The sequence below is a fragment of the Cloacibacterium caeni genome, assembly GCF_907163125.1.
Lineage (GTDB): Bacteria > Bacteroidota > Bacteroidia > Flavobacteriales > Weeksellaceae > Cloacibacterium > Cloacibacterium caeni_B.
The window spans coordinates 910,158-929,115 of the sequence record NZ_OU015319.1; the positions used below are offsets into that span (position 1 = coordinate 910,158).

At 32.6% G+C, this 18,958-nt stretch carries 21 protein-coding genes; 20 read left to right on the forward strand and 1 reads right to left on the reverse strand.

Translation table 11 applies throughout. The annotated features are described in order from the left end of the window. Positions 1–16 precede the first annotated feature (16 nt). Entirely contained in the window at positions 17–340 is a 324-nt protein-coding gene (locus KKQ79_RS04160) for a translation initiation factor (protein WP_069797522.1), read from the reverse strand. Between the two features lie 160 nt (positions 341–500). Here KKQ79_RS04160 and gpmI point away from each other — a divergent pair, with 160 nt between their 5' ends. The 20 genes from gpmI (at position 501) to KKQ79_RS04260 (ending at position 18,699) form a co-directional block, all read left to right on the forward strand. Beyond that, positions 501–2,030 (forward strand): 2,3-bisphosphoglycerate-independent phosphoglycerate mutase, encoded by a 1,530-nt coding sequence (gpmI, locus tag KKQ79_RS04165; protein ID WP_213189111.1) that lies wholly within the window; start codon positions 501–503, stop codon positions 2,028–2,030. Positions 2,031–2,131: 101 nt separating this feature from the next. Beyond that, on the forward strand, positions 2,132–2,563 hold the full coding sequence (locus KKQ79_RS04170) for a BT0820 family HAD-type phosphatase (RefSeq protein ID WP_104794096.1): 432 nt from the start codon (positions 2,132–2,134) through the stop codon (positions 2,561–2,563). A 53-nt stretch (positions 2,564–2,616) separates the two neighbouring features. Then, positions 2,617–2,964, forward strand: coding sequence for a four helix bundle protein (locus tag KKQ79_RS04175; RefSeq protein WP_213189112.1), 348 nt, complete (start codon positions 2,617–2,619; stop codon positions 2,962–2,964). A 51-nt stretch (positions 2,965–3,015) separates the two neighbouring features. Further along, on the forward strand, positions 3,016–3,825 hold the full coding sequence (map, locus tag KKQ79_RS04180) for a type I methionyl aminopeptidase (protein WP_213189113.1): 810 nt from the start codon (positions 3,016–3,018) through the stop codon (positions 3,823–3,825). A gap of 113 nt (positions 3,826–3,938) precedes the next feature. Next, a complete protein-coding gene (locus KKQ79_RS04185) occupies positions 3,939–4,703 on the forward strand; it encodes a class I SAM-dependent methyltransferase (RefSeq protein WP_213189114.1) in 765 nt (254 codons plus the stop codon). A 238-nt stretch (positions 4,704–4,941) separates the two neighbouring features. Continuing rightward, the gene (era, locus tag KKQ79_RS04190) at positions 4,942–5,817 is read left to right on the forward strand and encodes a GTPase Era (RefSeq protein ID WP_213189115.1); all 876 of its coding nucleotides are present in this window, start codon (positions 4,942–4,944) and stop codon (positions 5,815–5,817) included. A 166-nt stretch (positions 5,818–5,983) separates the two neighbouring features. Next, a complete protein-coding gene (locus KKQ79_RS04195) occupies positions 5,984–7,297 on the forward strand; it encodes an IS1380 family transposase (RefSeq protein WP_213189116.1) in 1,314 nt (437 codons plus the stop codon). A 52-nt stretch (positions 7,298–7,349) separates the two neighbouring features. Further along, a complete protein-coding gene (locus KKQ79_RS04200; protein WP_213189117.1) occupies positions 7,350–7,760 on the forward strand; it encodes a DoxX family protein in 411 nt (136 codons plus the stop codon). Between the two features lie 303 nt (positions 7,761–8,063). Continuing rightward, complete coding sequence (locus KKQ79_RS04205; RefSeq protein ID WP_213189118.1) at positions 8,064–10,466, forward strand: alpha/beta hydrolase family protein; 2,403 nt, start codon at positions 8,064–8,066, stop codon at positions 10,464–10,466. A gap of 166 nt (positions 10,467–10,632) precedes the next feature. Further along, positions 10,633–11,850 (forward strand): IS4 family transposase, encoded by a 1,218-nt coding sequence (locus tag KKQ79_RS04210; protein WP_213188435.1) that lies wholly within the window; start codon positions 10,633–10,635, stop codon positions 11,848–11,850. A gap of 141 nt (positions 11,851–11,991) precedes the next feature. After that, a complete protein-coding gene (locus tag KKQ79_RS04215; RefSeq protein WP_213189119.1) occupies positions 11,992–12,597 on the forward strand; it encodes an alpha-ketoglutarate-dependent dioxygenase AlkB family protein in 606 nt (201 codons plus the stop codon). 181 nt (positions 12,598–12,778) lie between these two features. Continuing rightward, on the forward strand, positions 12,779–13,270 hold the full coding sequence (locus tag KKQ79_RS04220) for a hypothetical protein (protein ID WP_213189120.1): 492 nt from the start codon (positions 12,779–12,781) through the stop codon (positions 13,268–13,270). Positions 13,271–13,412: 142 nt separating this feature from the next. Next, positions 13,413–14,594 carry an acyl-CoA dehydrogenase family protein gene (locus KKQ79_RS04225; protein ID WP_213189121.1) on the forward strand — a complete coding sequence of 394 codons (1,182 nt, stop codon included), beginning with the start codon at positions 13,413–13,415 and terminating at the stop codon, positions 14,592–14,594. Positions 14,595–14,785: 191 nt separating this feature from the next. Then, positions 14,786–14,980: a hypothetical protein gene (locus tag KKQ79_RS04230; protein ID WP_213189122.1), complete on the forward strand. Its 195-nt coding sequence runs from the start codon at positions 14,786–14,788 to the stop codon at positions 14,978–14,980. Positions 14,981–14,991: 11 nt separating this feature from the next. Then, positions 14,992–15,450, forward strand: a complete 459-nt coding sequence (locus KKQ79_RS04235; protein ID WP_069797584.1) for a hypothetical protein — start codon at positions 14,992–14,994, stop codon at positions 15,448–15,450. Positions 15,451–15,452: 2 nt separating this feature from the next. Next, positions 15,453–15,911 (forward strand): hypothetical protein, encoded by a 459-nt coding sequence (locus KKQ79_RS04240; RefSeq protein WP_213189123.1) that lies wholly within the window; start codon positions 15,453–15,455, stop codon positions 15,909–15,911. A gap of 91 nt (positions 15,912–16,002) precedes the next feature. Further along, a complete protein-coding gene (locus KKQ79_RS04245) occupies positions 16,003–16,371 on the forward strand; it encodes a hypothetical protein (RefSeq protein ID WP_213189124.1) in 369 nt (122 codons plus the stop codon). Between the two features lie 422 nt (positions 16,372–16,793). After that, entirely contained in the window at positions 16,794–17,084 is a 291-nt protein-coding gene (locus KKQ79_RS04250) for a hypothetical protein (protein WP_213189125.1), read from the forward strand. Continuing rightward, on the forward strand, positions 17,081–17,398 hold the full coding sequence (locus KKQ79_RS04255) for a hypothetical protein (RefSeq protein ID WP_213189126.1): 318 nt from the start codon (positions 17,081–17,083) through the stop codon (positions 17,396–17,398). The genes KKQ79_RS04250 and KKQ79_RS04255 overlap by 4 nt, the downstream gene beginning before the upstream one ends. A gap of 26 nt (positions 17,399–17,424) precedes the next feature. Further along, entirely contained in the window at positions 17,425–18,699 is a 1,275-nt protein-coding gene (locus tag KKQ79_RS04260) for a dihydrolipoamide acetyltransferase family protein (RefSeq protein ID WP_213189127.1), read from the forward strand. The last annotated feature ends 259 nt before the right edge of the window (positions 18,700–18,958 follow it).

The following is an 18,958-nucleotide window of genomic DNA, read 5'->3' on the forward strand; positions in this document are numbered from 1 at the left end:
ACTGCTGATTGCTTTTTTATCCTCCAACTCTTTTGGTTTTATAGCCCATATCTTGAAGAATTTTCATGATTTTATCACGATTATCTCCTTGTATCACGATAATTCCGTCTTTTTCTGAGCCGCCAATTCCTAGAGTGGTTTTTATTTTTTTAGAAATTTGTTTCAGTTCTTCTTCTGTTCCTTCGAAACCTTCTATTAAAGTCACAGGTTTACCATTTCTACCTTTTTTTTCGAATTTACAGATAAGAGGATTCTTCTGCTCAAATTTTTCTTCTGGCATTTCAAAATCTTGCTCCTCGTGTTCTGGGAAAAGGTTTTTTAATTGGTCTCTTAAATCCATATTACTGTTTCAAAAAAAGGAGTGTAAAGTTACAAATTAACTGATAACAGAAAAATTAATCTTTAAAAATATTTTAAATACTGATAAATGTCGCCTTTAAAAAGAATTATTCTATGCCTATATTTTTCGTAAATTTGCATCATTAAAAAAAAATACTAAAATGGCTAAAAAAGCAATACTTGCCATTCTTGATGGATGGGGTTTAGGAACGGATAATAAAGTGTCTGCAATTTACCAAGCAAACACACCTTTTATAGATTCTTGTTATACAAAATTTCCACATACCACGCTAGAAGCTTCTGGACTTGCAGTAGGTTTACCAGCAGGACAAATGGGAAATTCTGAAGTAGGACACATGAATTTAGGCGCAGGAAGAGTAGTTTACCAAAATTTGGTAAAACTGAATATGGCGGTAGAAAAAAATACTCTAGGATTAGAGCCAGGAATTCAAATGGCTTTCGAATATGCGAAATTAAATCATAAAAAAGTACATTTTATCGGTTTGGTTTCAGATGGTGGAGTTCACTCTCATATCAATCACTTGAAAGGTTTATTAACTGCTGCTCAAGAATTTGGATTGACAGAAAATGTTTACGTACACGCATTTACAGACGGTAGAGATTGTGACCCTATGTCTGGAAAAGGTTTCATACAAGATTTACAAAATCACATGAAAATCTCTACAGGGAAATTAGCAACCGTAGTAGGAAGATATTTTGCAATGGATAGAGATAAGAGATGGGAGCGTGTGAAATTAGCTTATGATGCAATGGTAAATGGAGTAGGAGAAATCACCAAAAATCCTGTAGAAGCGATTGAAAAATCTTATGCAGAAGGAGTTACTGATGAGTTTTTAAAACCAATTATCGTTTCAGAAAATAATAATCTTCCTACTGCTAAAATTGAGGAAAATGATGTAGTATTCTGTTTCAATTTCAGAACAGATAGAGGTAGAGAAATTACAGAAGTGCTCTCTCAACAAGACTTCCCAGATTTTGGAATGAAAAAATTGAATCTTTACTATGTGACTTTAACCAATTATGACGAAAGTTTCCAAAATGTAAAAGTTATCTTTGATGAAGAAGTTTTACAAGAAACAATGGGCGAAGTTCTAGAAAGAGCAGGTAGAACTCAAATCAGAATTGCTGAAACAGAGAAATATCCTCACGTTACGTTCTTCTTTTCTGGAGGTAGAGAAAAAGAATATGTAGGAGAGAGAAGATTGCTTTGTCCGAGTCCAAAAGATGTTGCAACCTATGATTTAAAACCAGAAATGTCTGCTTTTGATATCAGAGATGCTATTTTACCAGAATTAGAAAAAGAATCTGCAGATTTCATTTGTCTAAATTTTGCTAATGCAGATATGGTAGGTCATACTGGAGTTTTCGAAGCGGCTGTAAAAGCTTGTGAAGCGGTAGACAAATGTATAGAAGCAGTAGCAACTACAGCTTATGAACATGGTTATGCTGTTTTCATTTTGGCAGATCACGGAAATTCTGATTATATGATTAATCCTGATGGAAGTCCTAACACACAACACTCTACTAATTTAGTTCCGCTAATTGTGATGGATAAAGACCAAACTTGGAATTTAAAACCTGGCAAATTAGGAGATGTAGCGCCATCTATTTTAAAAGTGATGGGCGTAGAAATTCCTGAAATTATGACAGGAGAAGTTTTAGTCTCTTAAATTAAACAGACTTTTACAAAAAGAAAATAATATTTAAAAAAAGGCTTATTAATAGCCTTTTTTAATTTCATATATTTGTCCAAAAATTCAAACGATATAATATGTTAAGTAGTAAAAAATTAGCTATAGACTTTGATGGGACTATTGTAGAGGATGCTTATCCATCAATTGGAAAACCTAAAATTTTTGCTTTTGAAACCCTTAAAAAATTACAATCAGAAGGTTATAGATTAATTCTTTGGACTTATAGACATGGCAAGTCTTTAGAAGAAGCGGTAGAATTTTGTAGAAAAAATGGAGTAGAATTTTACGCCGTAAACTCTAGTTTCGAAGGTGAAATCTTTGATGATGAAACTCAATCCAGAAAAATAGATGCAGATTTATTTATAGATGATAGAAATTTAGGCGGTTTTCCTGGTTGGGGAGAAATCTATAATATCATCACCGAAAGAATAGAATTCAGAGTAGAAGGAGGCGAGGTTTTAGCTTATTCTAAAATGAAAAAAGAAAAGAAAAGAGGTTTATTTTGGTAAAAGTAAAAGACCCAAGTAAAAAGTAAAAAGACACAAGTTTTAAAATCTAATGTATGCAAAATAATAATCTGTTAGATAGAACTTTTAAATTTGGGGTAAACTGCATTATTTTCTTAAGAACTTTACCTCATGATTTTGAATATAATGTAATAAAATTACAGTTAACAAAATCGTCAACTTCAATTGGTGCTAATTATGAAGAATCACAAGCTGGATCTTCTAAAGCTGATTTTAAAAATAAAGTAAGAATATCTCTTCGAGAAGCTAGAGAGTCCAATTATTGGTTAAGAGTAATTAAAGCTTTAGAAAGGTCAGAAAATGAACAGTTAGAATCTCTTATACAGGAGAGTAAAGAACTTAAAAATATTTTAGCTTCCATTATAAACAATACTAAACTATAAATATTAATAATACATGGCTCTTTTTACTTTTGCCATGGCTCTTTAAATAAAATGATTATACTTAAAACAATAGAAGAACTCCATTTAATGCGCGAAAGTGCACAGCTCGTTTCTAAAACTTTAGGAATGATTGCAGCAGAAATTAAGCCAGGAGTTACCACATTACATTTGGATAAATTAGCTCATGATTTTATTAAAGATCATGGCGGTGAACCTGCATTTTTAGGAATGTATGGTTTCCCCAATTCCCTGTGTATTTCTCCCAATGAAGAGGTAGTTCATGGGATTCCAAAAGATATTCCGTTGGAAGAAGGAGACATTCTTTCTGTAGATTGTGGGGTTTACATGAACGGTTTTTATGGTGACCATGCTTATTCATTCGAAGTAGGAGAAGTAGCTCCAGAAACCAAAAAATTACTTCAAGTAACCAAAGAATCACTTTACAAAGGAATAGAACAATGTGTTCGCGGAAAAAGAATAGGAGATATTTCAAACGCCATTCAGACGCACTGCGAAAAACATGGTTATGGAGTGGTAAGAGAATTGGTAGGTCACGGTTTGGGAAGAACCATGCACGAAGATCCTCAAGTTCCTAATTACGGAAGAAAAGGCAGCGGAAAAGTCATCAAAGATGGTCTAGTTGTCGCCATAGAACCTATGGTTAATTTGGGAACACATCAGGTAAAATTCCACAAAGATGGATGGACGGTGACTTCATTAGACAAAACACCTTCTGCACATTTTGAACATGATGTTGCAGTGATTAATGGAAAACCAGTTTTGCTTTCTACTTTTAAATATATTTACGAAGCACTAGGAATTACCAGTAATGAAGAAGAACTATTTACAATGGATTTTTAGAAAATATGAATATCAATTAAAACGGGCTTTTGTCCGTTTTTTTTATGTATAGATACTCCAAAATTTATTTAAAAAAATGAAAAATATTTTTTTAAATTTGGTTTAGAAATTATATGAAGAAACTCGCATCATTTTTATTGAATAAAATTCCAAGACCAATGCTTATCAACCTAAGCATTTTTCTTCGCCCTTTAATCTATCTTTTTTTCAAAGGAAATAAATTTACCGACCCGATTGACGGGAAATCCTACCGTAAGTTTTTACCTTATGGTTACGGAAAACAACGTGAAAATGCACTTTCTCCCGGAACTTTGAGTTTAGAGCGTCATCGTCAAATGTGGTTGTATCTAAAAAATGAAACCGATTTTTTTACTCAAAATTATAAAGTGCTTCACATTGCTCCAGAGCAAGAATTCTTGAGAAAATTCAAGAAAATGAAGAATTTAGATTATACTTCGGCAGATTTATTCTCACCAATTGTAGATGTAAAAGCAGACATTCTAGATTTGACTTTTGAAGATGAAAGTTTTGATGTCATTTTCTGTAATCACGTTCTAGAACATATTATAGACGACAAAAAAGCGATGAGTGAACTCTATAGAGTGATGAAAAAAGGAGGTTGGGGAATTCTGCAAGTTCCCATGAAAAATTCTCTAGGGAAAACTTACGAAGATTTTACCATAACAGACCCAAAAGAACGCCAAAAACATTTCGGGCAATACGATCATGTTCGTTGGTATGGAATGGATTATTTCGAAAGGTTAAAATCAGTAGGATTTTCAGTAGATATTAATTTCTATTCTCAAAAATTTTCTAAAGAAGAACAAAAAAGATTCGGATTAAACGTAACCGAAATTTTACCTGTGGTAAGAAAGTAATTTTAAATTCTTACAAATTGTAAATTTTCGAAATTTTTAAATAATTCTCGTTCCGTAGGAACGATAGGTGTTTAGAAATTAATAATAACAGAAAAAAGCGTTCCGTAGGAACGCAATGTTTCAAAGATTTATAGGGAATGACAATTTTTTCGTTTTAATTATTTCCCAATTCTATTTTCCTTACCTTTGCAAAAAAGAAATTTTAAATCTTTTAACCCTTTAATTTTAAGTAAAACAAATGCACAAAGCAGGATTTGTAAATATAGTTGGGAAACCAAACGCAGGAAAATCTACCTTGCTCAATCAATTGATGGGTGAGAAACTGGCGATTGTGACCCAAAAAGCACAGACAACAAGACACCGTATTTTCGGAATTTATAATGAAGAAGACCTACAAATCGTATTTTCTGATACTCCAGGAGTTCTAGAACCTAAATACGAATTGCAGGAAAAAATGATGGATTTTGTAAAAGATTCTTTACAAGATGCAGACGTTTTCTTGTTTATCGTAGATGTTAATGATAAAGAAGAACCGAATGAATTTTTGGTAGATAAACTGAACAAAATTCCAGTTCCAGTCCTTATTTTACTCAATAAAATAGACATTTCTAATCAAGAAGCGATGCTCGAAAAAGTAGAGTATTGGCATAGTAAAATTGAAAAAGCAGAAATTTTACCGATTTCGGCTTTAGAAGGTTTTAATACCGATTTAATTTTGCCAAAATTAAAAGCTTTATTGCCAGAAAATCCGCCTTATTACGACAAAGACCAATACACAGATAAATCTGAACGTTTCTTCGTAAATGAGAATATCAGAGAAAAAATCTTGTTGAATTACGATAAAGAAATTCCATATTCTGTAGAAGTGGTAACAGAAATGTTCAAAGAAAAAGAAGGAATTATCTTTATAGACTCTATTATTTACGTAGAAAGAGACACCCAAAAAGGAATTCTCATCGGTCACAAAGGTGAAGCCATCAAAAAAGTGGGAACCGAAGCCAGAATAGATTTGGAGAAATTTTTTGATAAGAAAATCCACCTTAATCTTTTTGTAAAAGTCAAAAAAGATTGGCGTAAAAACGAAAGAGACCTTAAGAATTTCGGTTACAGATAAAATAAAAACTCAATCTTTTTGGTTGAGTTTTTTTTGTATTAAAAAAACATTTTCTTAATATCATTAAATACAGTTTATTTAAATTTATCCCAAATTCCGCAATAGAAAAAAAAGAGTATTTTAGTATTCTAATATCCAACTGCGTAGCAGTAGAAAAAAATAAGCGATGAAATTCGAGCTATCCTTTACCAATAAAGAGATTACGCCTTGGGGAGGCATGGTGTTTTTAAAGCAAATGTTGGACAAAATCGGCTTTAGAGAGCAAATTGAAAAATGCGAATCTTTACCTGTGTCACTTTCCAATAATTCTTATAAAAAAGAAGTTTTGCTTGAATCTTTTATTACGAGTATTTGGTGTGGCGCCAATCGTTTTTTGCACACAGAAATTACCCGTGCAGATAAGGCTCTTGGGGAAATATTTGACTGGCGGAAAACCCCTGCTCAGGACGCATATAAACGCTATTTTGGCAAGTTTACACAACACATCAACCAGCAAGTTGGGCATCATTTTTTCAGTTGGTTTTTTCAGAATTTGAACCTCAATTATTTTACGTTAGACATTGATTCATCTGTAATTACTCGATACGGAGAGCAAGAGGGAGCAAAAAAAGGCTACAATCCTAAGAAAAAAGGAAGAAACAGCCATCATCCTATCATTGCATTTGTGAACGATGTAAAGATGGTCGCTAATTTTTGGCTCAGGAGCGGCAATACTTCTTCGGCAAATAATTTTGTAGGATTTTTAGAAGAAACACTCTTAAATTTTGGGGATAAGAAAGTAGGATTAGTTCGTTTGGATAGTGGTTTTTTCCAGAAAGACATTATGGATTATCTTGAATTAAAAACACTCCAATACATCATCGCTGCAAAATTTACTCACCCCATTCAACACTTGATAGACCGGCAAGATTTTTGGATAAAAGTTGATGAGGGCATCGAAATTTGCGACAAATATTATCAAGCAAAAAACTGGGAAAAGCCAAGAAGGATAGTCATTGTAAGGCAAAAAATAGCACAACGACCGAATGCGGCAGGCCGAATATTAAGCCTGTTTCCGGAAGATGAAATCCATAGAAATTATCGCTATTCAGCCTATATTACCAACCAAGAACAATCGGCAACAGATGTTTGGAGAACGTACCGAAACAGAGGCGATGCAGAGAATCGAATCAAGGAATTAAAGGCAGATTTTGGAGCCGAAAGTTTTAACCTTAAAGGCTTTTTCCCTACAGAAGCTGCACTTATATTTTCGATGATTGCTTATAATCTGATGTCAATTTTCAGACTGTTTGTTCTTCAGGAAAAAACGCAGAAAACATTATCTACACTACGATATAGAACCTTTGCTATTGGAGCTTATTTTGAAAAAGTAGGTGACACACTCAAACTGAAGATTGCACTCACCAAAAAACGCAGAAAATGGTTCGTCGGAATTTGGGATTACCCCATAGACTTATCTCAAAAAATTTCAACTGCGTGATTTGGGTTTATTTTTTATTTTTGGTTAGCTAAAAAATAAATAATAAGAGAAAATGAAAAATTTGAATACTATTGGTTATAATAAAACCTTGTTAGATTGGGCGTTATTAGCCATTAGAATTTTTGTAGGATTAGGAATGCTCACTCATGGATTTCCGAAACTCATGCAACTTCTCGGAGGAAGTCATGATTTTATTAATTTCTTCGGAATCGGCAGCAAAACATCCCTCGTTTTAGCAGTTCTTGCAGAAGTTCTTTGTTCACTTTTCTTAATTTTAGGACTTTTTACCAGATTCGTTTCTATTCCTCTCATTATCACGATGTTAGTAGCTGTTTTCATCGTTCATGGAAACGATCCTTTTGCCAAACAAGAAATGGCATTGCTCTATTTATTCCACTACATTTTAATATTTGTAGCCGGTCCCGGAAGTATTTCCATCGACAGAATGATCAATCGAAAATAAATTTAAAGGCGCTTCTAGCGTCTTTTTTGTTCCCCTCTTTTAGAGGAGTGGCATTCAGATTTTCTGAATGACGGGGTGTTTTTTGGCGCTTTAACACGCTGTCCGCTGTATCTTTTTTAAATTTTGGTTCTCTCTTTTAGGAGAGTCAGTGAGGAAAAAATTTAAAAAAGGATGCCGCTTCCATCGTTAGCGCAAATGCAGAAATCTTCAGAAATTTCAGGAAAAATTGTAACTTTCCCTTCAATAAAACCACTAATCATTAAGATTTAGAATCTAAAATTTATAATCTATAATTTGAAAAATATGAGATCTATCAAAATTTCTGTTTTATTTCTCGCTTTATCCATTTGTGGATTTTCGCAAGAAAATATTACCTACCAAAAACCTTCCGCTGAAATTCTTCAACTCGCTGATTTCCAAAGAACACCTTCTGTTTCTATGAACAGCAAAAAAGACTGGATGGTTTTTTCTTACAGACCTACTTATAAAACGTTAGACGACCTTAACCAAGAAGAAATGAAATTGGCAGGTTTACGTGTAAATCCTGTAACCAATATTTCGAGTTCTGTTACGTATATTAGTAATTTAAAAGTTAGAAAATTCAACGAAAAGCAAGAAACACAAGTAATTGGATTGCCTCAGAATCCAAAAATTACCAATCTTTCTTGGTCTCCAGACGAAAAAAAATTAGCATTTACCAATACTACAGAAAAAGGAGTAGAACTTTGGATTTTAGATTTAGAAACCAGAACTGCAAAGAAAATCTCAAATGATAATCTCAATGCAAATTTAGGTTCTCCGTTTGTTTGGCTGAAAAACTCTCAGGAATTAATCGTAAGAAAACTTCCTGCAAATAGACCAGCTCTTTTAAATGAGAAGAAAAATCTTCCAACTGGACCAATTGTTTCTAATGCAGACGGAAAAGTTTCACAAAACAGAACGTATCAAGATTTGTTAAAAAATCCTATGGATGAAGCCAATTTTGAGACTTTAACCAGAGCAGAACTGGTAAAAATGAATCTTGATGGAGCAGAAACTCCTTACAAATCTGCTGATATTTATGCAGGAATTCAACTTTCGCCAGACGGAAATTATGTGATGATTTCTACCATCAAAAAACCGTTTTCATACATCGTTCCGCTTTCTAGATTCCCTATGACTGCTCAAGTTTTTGATTTACAAGGAAATTTAGTAAAAACCGTAAATGATGTTCCATTGAATGAAATTATGCCAAAAGGTTTTTCATCAGTTAGAACAGGAAAAAGAAATATGTCTTGGAGAGCAGATAAACCTGCAAGTTTATATTTTGTAGAAGCTCTAGATGGTGGTGATCAAAGCAAAAAAGCAGAATTTAGAGACGAAATTTTTACTTGGGATGCACCTTTTTCTGCAGAACCTAAATCTTTGATGAAAACCAAACAAAGATTTGCAGGAATTCAATTTGGGAACGAAGAAAATGCTGTAGCGTATGATTCTTGGTATGATACTCGTTCTACCAAAACCTATTTCCTAAATCCAAAAACTGGAGAATCTAAAGAAATTGCCGATAGAAATTCACAAGATGTTTATGCAGATCCAGGAAATTTCCAAACCGATAAAAATGAATTCGGACAATATGTAATTTCCATAAAAAACGGAAAAGCACACTTAATTGGTGATGGATTTACTAAGGACGGTCAGTTTCCTTTCATTGATGAGTTTGATTTTAAAACATTCCAAACCAAAAGATTATACACTTCTAAAACACCCAATGTAAAAGAAGATATTATTGACATTATTGATGCCAATAAAGGAACGGTTTTAGTAACGCAACAGTCTAAAAATCAATATCCTAATTATTATGTTAGAAATATTAAAAACAACAAAGCAGATGCGGTAACTCAGTTTGCCAATCCTTTTGCGAGTATTTCTACTATTCATAAAGAAGTCATTAAATACAAAAGAAATGATGGAGTAGAGCTAAAAGGAACACTTTATCTACCAGCAAATTATGATTTCAAAAAGAAACCAAAATTACCACTTTTAGTTTGGGCTTATCCAGAAGAATTTAAAGATAAAGCAACTGCTGGACAAAACACAGCAAACCCGAACGAATTTACTTTCCCAAGTTATGGTTCGTTTATTTATTGGGTGACTAAAGGTTATGCGGTTTTAGATGATGCAAGTTTCCCAATTATTGGGGAAGGAACTACAGAACCGAATGATACTTTTATTCCACAATTGGTTGCGAATGGAAAAGCGGCAATTGATGCAGTAGACCAATTAGGTTATATTGATAGAAATAGAGTAGCAGTGGGTGGACATTCTTATGGAGCGTTTATGACGGCTAATTTATTGACGCATTCTAATGATTTTGCATGCGGAATTGCAAGAAGTGGCGCTTATAACAGAACTTTGACACCTTTTGGTTTCCAAAGTGAACAGCGTAATTATTGGGATGTTCCAGAAATCTACAACGGAATGTCGCCATTTATGAACGCTAATAAAATGAAAAAACCAATGCTTTTAGTTCATGGTGAAGCAGATAACAATCCTGGTACATTCACACTGCAAACAGAACGTTATTTCCAAGCGTTGAAAAACTTGGGAGCACCTGCCAGAATGGTGATTTTACCTAAAGAAGCTCACGGTTATGTTGCTAAAGAAAACATCTTACATTTGCTTTGGGAACAAGACCAATTCTTAGAAAAATGTTTAAAAAAATAAATTTTAAAAGACGCTGAAAAGCTAGTCATGGTCGGAAGATTTTTCTTCCGACTTTTTTGTTTTTTTTTGTTGTGAAGATGAAGTGATTTAACAGGTTGATTATCAATTATTTAACTTGTTTATTTGAATTTAATTTCGTATCTTTATAGCTGATAATCAATTAATTATGTCAGTTTTTAAAGACCACAAAATCTCCCTCAAGCAAGTTTTGGAGTTTATTCCCGAAGCGCTTTTAACCCATCTTTCTGCAACTTCTAAAGTAGACCACTATAGCAAAGTGCTTCACGGTAAGAAAATGTTTTATTTGCTTTTATTTTGTATTTTTGATAATGAAAAATTAAGCCAAAGAACCTTAGAAGACACCTTTAACAGCAGTGGTTTCAAAGCCTTGTTTGGTTTGGGTGAAGAGGAAAAAGTACGCAGAAGTTCTATCTCTGAAAGGCTTTCCAAAATCGATTCCAATTATTTTAAAGAAATTTACGAGCAGATGTACGGAAGGTTTTCTGAACTTTATTCGAAGACCGAAATCGAAAAGTACAACCTAATCAGGGTTGACAGCACCATTGTTGCCGATACCTGCGCCAAACTCAAAGAAGGAATCGACCAGAAAAGTGGGAAGAAACTGGTGAAATTCAGTTTTTCATTTGATGGAATTTTGCCTTCAGGTGTCGAAGTCTTTACTGGACAAAAATATTCGTCAGAGGAAGCCGCACTTCCCGAAGCTATTCTGAAACAAGTAAAAAAAGAAGAACATCACGAGAATATTTACGTGATAGACAGGGGTTTGCAATCCACAAGAGTGATGAAAGATTTTGATGAAAAATCGGTAAAATTCATTATCCGAAGTAAAGAAAACCGCAAATTTGAAGAAATAGAATCTTTTCTTGATGGAAAAAAATCTCAAAAATGGGATGACTGGGAAGTGATGAAAGACAGCAAAGTAAAGCTTTACACTGGAAAACCAGTTTTGAATAAACGTGGGAATATTCATCATCGTGAAGAAAAAGTAGAAACTTGTTTCCGACTAGTAGTCATCAAAAACGAAAAAAAAGACAAAGAATTTTGGTTTTTGACCAATGAATTTGAACTTTCGGCAAAAGAAATTGCAGATTATTACAGAAAACGTTGGGATATTGAAGTGTTTTTTAGATTCCTAAAGCAGGAACTCAATCTAAGTCATTTGGTATCAATGAACAAAAACGGAATCGAAGTAATGATTTATATGACCATGATTGCTTCTATGCTACTTCTGATTTATAAAAAAGTAAACGATTTGGGATACAAAACCGCCAAAAGACGTATTGCAATGGAAATTCGGGATATGATTACCGCTATATTAATCATTTTTGCTGGAGGAAATCCCGACAAGGTTTTTAAAACTTAACATAAAAAATGGCCGGAATTTTCTTCCGACCATGACTACCAAAAAGGAGCTTTTTTATTTTTAAATTAATCTTGAATTTGATAAAATTGTGTAATTTTAAAAAAGTCTAGAATCTCAAATCTGAAATCTAACATCTAACAAATGAATAATCTTTTACCAAAAGACGGCACTGTACATTATTATGGAAAAATTTTCACGGAAGAACAAAGTGAAATATATTATGTTAAATTGCTCAATGAAATCAATTGGCAACATGATGTAGTTAAAATTTTTGGTAAAGAAATAACTACCAAAAGAAAAGTTGCTTTTTTAGGAGATGAAGGAATTTCTTATAAATATTCGGGAAAAACTAAAATCGCTGAGAAATTTTTAAATTCGACGAATGTCAATTGGCTAAAATTTATTTTAGAAATAAAATCTACGGTGGAACAAATCTCAGGCGAAAAATTTAATGCATGTTTATTGAACTATTATCACAATGGTTCTGAAGCAATGAGTTGGCATTCTGATAACGAAAAAGAAATTCTCAAGCATTCTGCAATTGCATCTGTAAGTTTCGGAGCGGAAAGAAAATTTGGTTTCAAACATAATTTTAGCAAAGAAGAAATTTCACTAATGCTTGAGAAAGGCTCATTACTCATCATGAAAGATGAAACTCAAATCTATTGGAAACACAAGCTTTATACGAATGCTAAAATCATTGAGCCAAGAATAAATTTGACATTCAGAACAATTGTAAACGACTAAACATAATATTCTAATTAATTCCTATAATTTATATTATGTTAAATTGCATTTTTTACGACTTCAATATAATTATAGTTTTCTAACCTTCTCATTTCTTTTAATCTATTGAATGTTTATAAACATTGATGAGAATTCTATAAAGTTGTAAATCGTTTATCGCCATACTTTTACAAGAAAAATTATGAAAAATTTTATAGTTATTCTTTTGATAAGTATTTCTTTTGTTTCTTGTAATAAAAAAGAAACATCTTCATATACCATAATTCCTGAAGATACCATTCACCAGAATTATCCAGAAACTTTTGAGCCGAAAAAAGATACTTTGCAATTTTGCTATCTTTCTGTTGTTGGCAAAGATTCTTTACACCTTTCTTACACTCTTTATCCTACAGATTCTGTAAAAGGAAAAATGAGCTACGATAATTTTGAAAAAGATGGTTCTACTGGAAAAGTGTATGGTGTAAAATCTGGTGATACCTTAAAATTAACTTACGACATGTTTTCTGAAGGAATGCATTTGTTAATTGATGTTAGCTTTTTGACCAAAGACAATAAACTTTACGAAGGAATTACTGCTATGAAACAAAAGAACGATTCTACTATGATTATTGTGAATGATAAAAGTGTAGATTTTAAATCTGGAAGAGTTTTATCGCCTGTTAAATGTAAATAATATTAGTAATTTTTCATGCTATTCTACTCTATTTTAGATGAATTTTTTAATTTTTTCTCTACAAATAGTTGCAGTTTACTTTTTCTATTGGGTATTTTGATACTATGCGAAATCCTCGTATTTTTAGCAAAATTTAAACGCAATGTCATACTATCCTTTAAATAGCATTCCAGATTATTATGGAATTGATGATTTACTTACAGAAGAACATATCTTAATCAGAAACTCTGTTAGAGATTGGGTTCAGTCATTTATTATGCCTCAAATTGATGATGCAGCGCAACATCATAAAGACATTCCTAATCTCATGAAAGAATTAGGAGCAATTGGTGCTCTCGGTCCTTATATTCCAGAAGAATATGGAGGTGCTGGTTTAGACCAAATTTCTTACGGACTCATTATGCAAGAATTAGAACGTGGAGATTCTGCCGTTCGTTCTGCGGCTTCTGTACAGAGTTCTTTGGTTATGTTTCCTATTTTCGAGTTTGGTTCAGAAGAACAAAAACGCAAATATCTTCCAAAATTGGCTTCTGGTGAATTTATTGGTGCATTTGGCTTAACAGAGCCTAATCACGGTTCTAATCCTGGCGGAATGGAAACGCATTACAAAGATATGGGCGATCATTATTTGCTTAACGGTGCTAAAATGTGGATTACCAATGCTCCACTTTGTGATATTGCTGTAGTTTGGGCAAAAGGTGAAGATGGAAAAGTTCGCGGAATGATTGTAGAACGTGGTTACGAAGGTTTTACCACTCCAGAAACTACCAATAAATGGTCTCTCAGAGCTTCTAAAACGGGTGAATTGGTTTTTAATAACGTAAAAGTTCCTAAAGAAAATTTTTTACCAAACGTAGAAGGTCTTAAAGGTCCTCTTTCTTGTTTAAATTCAGCACGTTACGGAATTTCTTGGGGCGTAATTGGTGCTGCGATAGATTGCTATTGCACAGCAGTTCAGTATTCTAAAGAAAGAACACAGTTTGGAAAACCGATTGCAAGTTTCCAACTTCAACAGAAAAAATTAGCCGAATTTTTAACTGAAATTACTAAAGCTCAATTGCTTTGCTGGAGATTAGGAACCTTGAAAAATGACCATAAAGCTACTCCAGCTCAAATTTCTATGGCAAAAAGAAACAACGTGAGAATGGCAATTAACATAGCAAGAGAATCTCGTCAAATTCTTGGAGGAATGGGAATTATGGGAGAATTCCCAATGATGCGTCACGCTGCCAACTTAGAATCTGTAATCACATACGAAGGAACAGAAGACGTTCACTTACTCATCACGGGTCTAGATATTACAGGAATCAACGCATTTTCATAAAAGCTACAATTGGTGAAAGTTTTTTATCCGGTAGAAAAAATAAAATTATAGCCCTTTTTGGTGGAACACCTGTTCCAAACTGGATTAAAAATCCTAGCCAATCCTTATTTGATATTTTTTCATTAAAAGCAATTGATAAAAGGAAAATAGATAGAGCAGATGATACAGAATTGAAATATATTTTTACTTTTTTGGAAAATCATTGGGGTTCTGGTGATAAATTTATTATTTCTGCAAATTCAACATTATTCACCTGTACTAGTTGCCAAGGTTATTTAGGTTATTTACAATTATTAGCAGAAAAACACGGCAAAAATATTACCTTTAAGATTGTTTCTAACCCTAAAGCCAAAACATTAAAGAAAGCAAAAGAATTATTACCTTAAAATATTTTAATATGACAATTCAGTATTTACAGAAACTAAGAGATAATAATAAAATGGACGGTTTTACAGATGAAGGACTATCTTTATCCGAAATTGCTCAACTCGAGCAGTTATGTAACAACGGAAATCCATTCCCTCAAGTACTAAAAGAACTACTATTTTTAGCAGGAAATAGTTGTAATTATTTAGACTACAGTATTTATGACAGTCAACAAGAACTACAGAGTGAAGAAAGGTTAGAACTACAGGAATTATATGGGATTACAATTACAAGACCCTATTTTTTTGTGGATTTATCTTCAGTTGGTTTACCTGCATTTATTTTTCTAGATGAAGGAGATAATCCTCCTTTGAACCAGCTTGAAAACCACCCTACTCAAAGTAATTTTTATCGTAGAACTGGAGGAACCTTGCAAACATTAATTAACAGTAGAATTCAGAATTACTTAGAAGGATATAATCCTTTTTAATTATGACAATAGATTATTTACAAAAGCTAAGAGATATTCCAAGTGATGGAACAACAAATAGGGGCATTTCTCTATTGGAAATCACTCATTTAGAACAGGTTTTTAACAATGGGAATCTGTTTCCTAAAGTATTAAAAGAGTTCTTGTATTTGGCGGGAGACTACTGCTATGTTATGGATACTGGATCTTGGGATAGCATAGAAGAAATGAATATTGAACACAGAGCTGATTACTTAAATATTTATGGTGTTACTATGAACAGACCATATTTATTTTTAGATATAGTTGGTGGTAATGGTGAGCTTTTTATGTTTTTAGATGAAGGTGATAATCCAGAACTATGTCAAATAAAGAGTGATCCTTCACCTACGAATATTTATAGAAGAATAAAAAATCTTACTTTGAAGGGTTTAATAGAAAGTAGAATCCAAGATGTCATTAATGGTGATAATCCGTTTTAAGTTACATCAATGTTAGAAGCTAAAAAATTAATATAACAACGAAATCTAGGTGTTACAAAAAGATTGAATCAATAAGAATAAAATAAGAAATATGCCTACCCAAAAATCTATAGTACCCCGATATTATCCACGGCTGTCCTCTGTAGTTTCAGAACAGGACATTCCAGATATTTTAGGCTTCATTAAAACAGGAGTCGTAAATCTACTCAATAAAATACATTATAAAGATTTACAGTATAGCAAAAGTGCAAAAGGAGATGCTGCTTTTTATAGTCTTTCAATAGTCTCCAATCGCTTAGACATAGAAGTTCCAGGAACAGAAATTTTCTTGATTCTTAACCCTGACCTTACTCTAGGAGGAGATAGCCATATTTCTGCATTTCCCATTACTGTAGAATATGAATGGAAGATTTTAGGTTATTTAAGACAATTCTCAGAACTAATTTTACTGATGCCATAATGTTGTATATTTTTAGGTTTTATATTCCCTTTGCAAAACAGTGCAAAGCAAAGAAACCTCTTAAATAGAAAGTTTCGCAAAGGGAAGCAACCTGATACAAAAGTACAACAAGCAGTTCAACAAACTCTTAATTTGGATGCTTTTGGATTCGTTAGTTTTCTTATCTTAAAATTGTAAAACCCAATGAAACAAGCACTTTGAAGCAATCAAATGAAATATCGGAAAATAGTAATATCTTTGACAAAGTTTTTTTTGATTTTGGCGTGCCTTTTTTCCACCGCTATTGCCATGCAAAAAAGTCGCGCTTTCCGTTGCAATCTTTTTATTTTGTCAGTCTTCGACTCCGTTCAGACTGACAAAATAAAAGGATTTCCACTGCAATCGCTCACGCGAAAAATGAATAATATAGAAATATTAAAATATTGGAAATTAAAATTATACAAATAATTGTTCCTTTGATTTTTGCAATTGGCATCATTGCAATTATATATACGTTTCTTAAAGAACCAAAAATTATATTTAAAGATTTATTTTCTTTAATTTATTTCAGATTAAAAGAAGAATTTTTCGGATTTTTATTTATTCCTTTTATTCCATTGTTAGTTTTGTATCTAATTATTTTCAAAGGAGGAAGATTAATAAAAGAAGATTATCAAGGAGATTTAAAAGAAAAAAAATCTGCTAAATCAGCAAAATCAGCGAGAGAAAAATGAATATAAAAGAACTTTTTAAAAGACCTACTCTTTTTAAAACTATTGCTGTTTTAATTCCTTTATTATTTGTTTCCTCAATAATTTTAAAAAGATATATTGAAATTTTTAGAATTGGCGATTTACGTTGGATTTATCAATACGGAAGCTTCATATCATTAGCAATTTTTTTTGGAGTATTACCAATTTCTTTATTAAATGCTATTTTGCTATATTTTGAAAAAAATATAAAAAACAAAATTATTTTTCTACTTATTAATTTGTTGCCATTATTATACTTTATATTAGGAATGGCTAAAGTTTTTTTTGAGATATAAAATTTTTTAAAAAATTAAAAAATTAAATGAAAACCATCAACATACCATTACCTAAAATAGGAGAATCTACTACCGAAGCCAAAATTGTAGAATGGCTGAAAAAACCTGGAGATTTCATCAAACGAGATGAACTTTTTGCCGTAATTGGAACCGACAAAGTAGATTCTGAAATTTTCTCAGAATATGAAGGTACACTCAAAGATATTCTCGTAAAAGAAGGCGAAGAAGTTTCTGTAGGAACTCCTATTTGTACCATGGAAGTGGATGATGCTGTTTCTGAAACCATCACAATGAGCGCGAAACGTAGTGAAGCAGTCGAAGTGTCTAATAAAGATTTTTCGACTCCATTACATTCCGCTCAAAATGACAAAACTCAACTCGTATCTCGTTCCGATAGCTATCGGAACTCAGAACTCGTATCTTTTCTTTCTCCAGTGGTAAGAAAAATGGCTGCAGAAAACGGATTGAGTTTAGAAGATTTGCAGAAAATTAACGGAACTGGAGAAAACGGAAGAATCAGAAAACAAGATGTAGAAAATTTCTTAAAACCAAGAAAACAAAATACTTCTACTCCATTTATTGAAGAAAAACTTCAACTCAAAGTAGAACTCGGTGAAACGTTGGAGCCACTTTCTAAAATGCGTAAACTCATCGCCGAAAATATGGAAAAATCTTGGCGAAGCATTCCTCATGTTACTACTTTTATGGATGCAAATGTGACGAAATTAGTCGCTTATCGTGAAGAAAATAAAGAGAAATTTCTACAAGAAAATGCGGTAAAACTCACTTATACGCATGTGATTATGAAAGCAGTGATAGATGCAATTAAGGTCTATCCTACTCTAAATTCTTGGTTTAATAATGAAGAATTGTTAGAAAAGAAAAACATCAATTTAGGTTTTGCAGCAGCACTTCCTGACGGTAATCTCATCGTTCCGAATATTAAAAATGCACAGGATTTATTGGTTACAGAGATTGCTCAACAAGTTTCAGAAATCGGAACCAGAGCCAAAATTGGAAAACTAAAACCAGATGACATTCAAGATACCACTTTCACGGTTTCTAATACAGGAATGTTCGGTTCAGAAAGCGGAACGCCTATTATTTCTCGGCCACAAGTTGCAGTTCTGGCTTTAGGAAATATCCTGAGAAGAGCTTGGATTGTTGATGAAAACGGTGAAGAAAAGATATTACCTCAATCGGTGATGACTTTGTCTTTAAGCTATGACCACAGAATTGTAGATGGTGCTCTTGCCTCGAAATTCTTAACAGAGATTAAAAAAAATATGGAAAATTTTTAGAAATTTTATAAATAAATTTATCGTTCCATAGGAACGTAATGTGTGTAATTCAATAATATATGTAGGAGTTGCGTTCCATAGGAACGCTATCTTTTTTATTACATTGCGTTCCTACGGAACGCCACAATTCTTAATCTTTGTTTGCTACACATATTTGGTTCCTTCGGAACCTTCTTAGAATGTAAAATAATGATTTTCAGATTAAGAACTTTAATTTAAAGAAGTTTAGATATCTCTACAAAATTGTTTTGATTCCTTC

What these genes read in the sequence shown, in the direction of transcription:
- KKQ79_RS04160 (WP_069797522.1), bottom strand. Translation starts at nt 340, where the DNA reads ATGGATTTAAGAGACCAATTAAAAAACCTTTTCCCAGAACACGAGGAG.
- gpmI (WP_213189111.1), top strand. Translation starts at nt 501, where the DNA reads ATGGCTAAAAAAGCAATACTTGCCATTCTTGATGGATGGGGTTTAGGA.
- KKQ79_RS04170 (WP_104794096.1), top strand. Translation starts at nt 2,132, where the DNA reads ATGTTAAGTAGTAAAAAATTAGCTATAGACTTTGATGGGACTATTGTA.
- KKQ79_RS04175 (WP_213189112.1), top strand. Translation starts at nt 2,617, where the DNA reads ATGCAAAATAATAATCTGTTAGATAGAACTTTTAAATTTGGGGTAAAC.
- map (WP_213189113.1), top strand. Translation starts at nt 3,016, where the DNA reads ATGATTATACTTAAAACAATAGAAGAACTCCATTTAATGCGCGAAAGT.
- KKQ79_RS04185 (WP_213189114.1), top strand. Translation starts at nt 3,939, where the DNA reads ATGAAGAAACTCGCATCATTTTTATTGAATAAAATTCCAAGACCAATG.
- era (WP_213189115.1), top strand. Translation starts at nt 4,942, where the DNA reads ATGCACAAAGCAGGATTTGTAAATATAGTTGGGAAACCAAACGCAGGA.
- KKQ79_RS04195 (WP_213189116.1), top strand. Translation starts at nt 5,984, where the DNA reads ATGAAATTCGAGCTATCCTTTACCAATAAAGAGATTACGCCTTGGGGA.
- KKQ79_RS04200 (WP_213189117.1), top strand. Translation starts at nt 7,350, where the DNA reads ATGAAAAATTTGAATACTATTGGTTATAATAAAACCTTGTTAGATTGG.
- KKQ79_RS04205 (WP_213189118.1), top strand. Translation starts at nt 8,064, where the DNA reads ATGAGATCTATCAAAATTTCTGTTTTATTTCTCGCTTTATCCATTTGT.
- KKQ79_RS04210 (WP_213188435.1), top strand. Translation starts at nt 10,633, where the DNA reads ATGTCAGTTTTTAAAGACCACAAAATCTCCCTCAAGCAAGTTTTGGAG.
- KKQ79_RS04215 (WP_213189119.1), top strand. Translation starts at nt 11,992, where the DNA reads ATGAATAATCTTTTACCAAAAGACGGCACTGTACATTATTATGGAAAA.
- KKQ79_RS04220 (WP_213189120.1), top strand. Translation starts at nt 12,779, where the DNA reads ATGAAAAATTTTATAGTTATTCTTTTGATAAGTATTTCTTTTGTTTCT.
- KKQ79_RS04225 (WP_213189121.1), top strand. Translation starts at nt 13,413, where the DNA reads ATGTCATACTATCCTTTAAATAGCATTCCAGATTATTATGGAATTGAT.
- KKQ79_RS04235 (WP_069797584.1), top strand. Translation starts at nt 14,992, where the DNA reads ATGACAATTCAGTATTTACAGAAACTAAGAGATAATAATAAAATGGAC.
- KKQ79_RS04240 (WP_213189123.1), top strand. Translation starts at nt 15,453, where the DNA reads ATGACAATAGATTATTTACAAAAGCTAAGAGATATTCCAAGTGATGGA.
- KKQ79_RS04245 (WP_213189124.1), top strand. Translation starts at nt 16,003, where the DNA reads ATGCCTACCCAAAAATCTATAGTACCCCGATATTATCCACGGCTGTCC.
- KKQ79_RS04255 (WP_213189126.1), top strand. Translation starts at nt 17,081, where the DNA reads ATGAATATAAAAGAACTTTTTAAAAGACCTACTCTTTTTAAAACTATT.
- KKQ79_RS04260 (WP_213189127.1), top strand. Translation starts at nt 17,425, where the DNA reads ATGAAAACCATCAACATACCATTACCTAAAATAGGAGAATCTACTACC.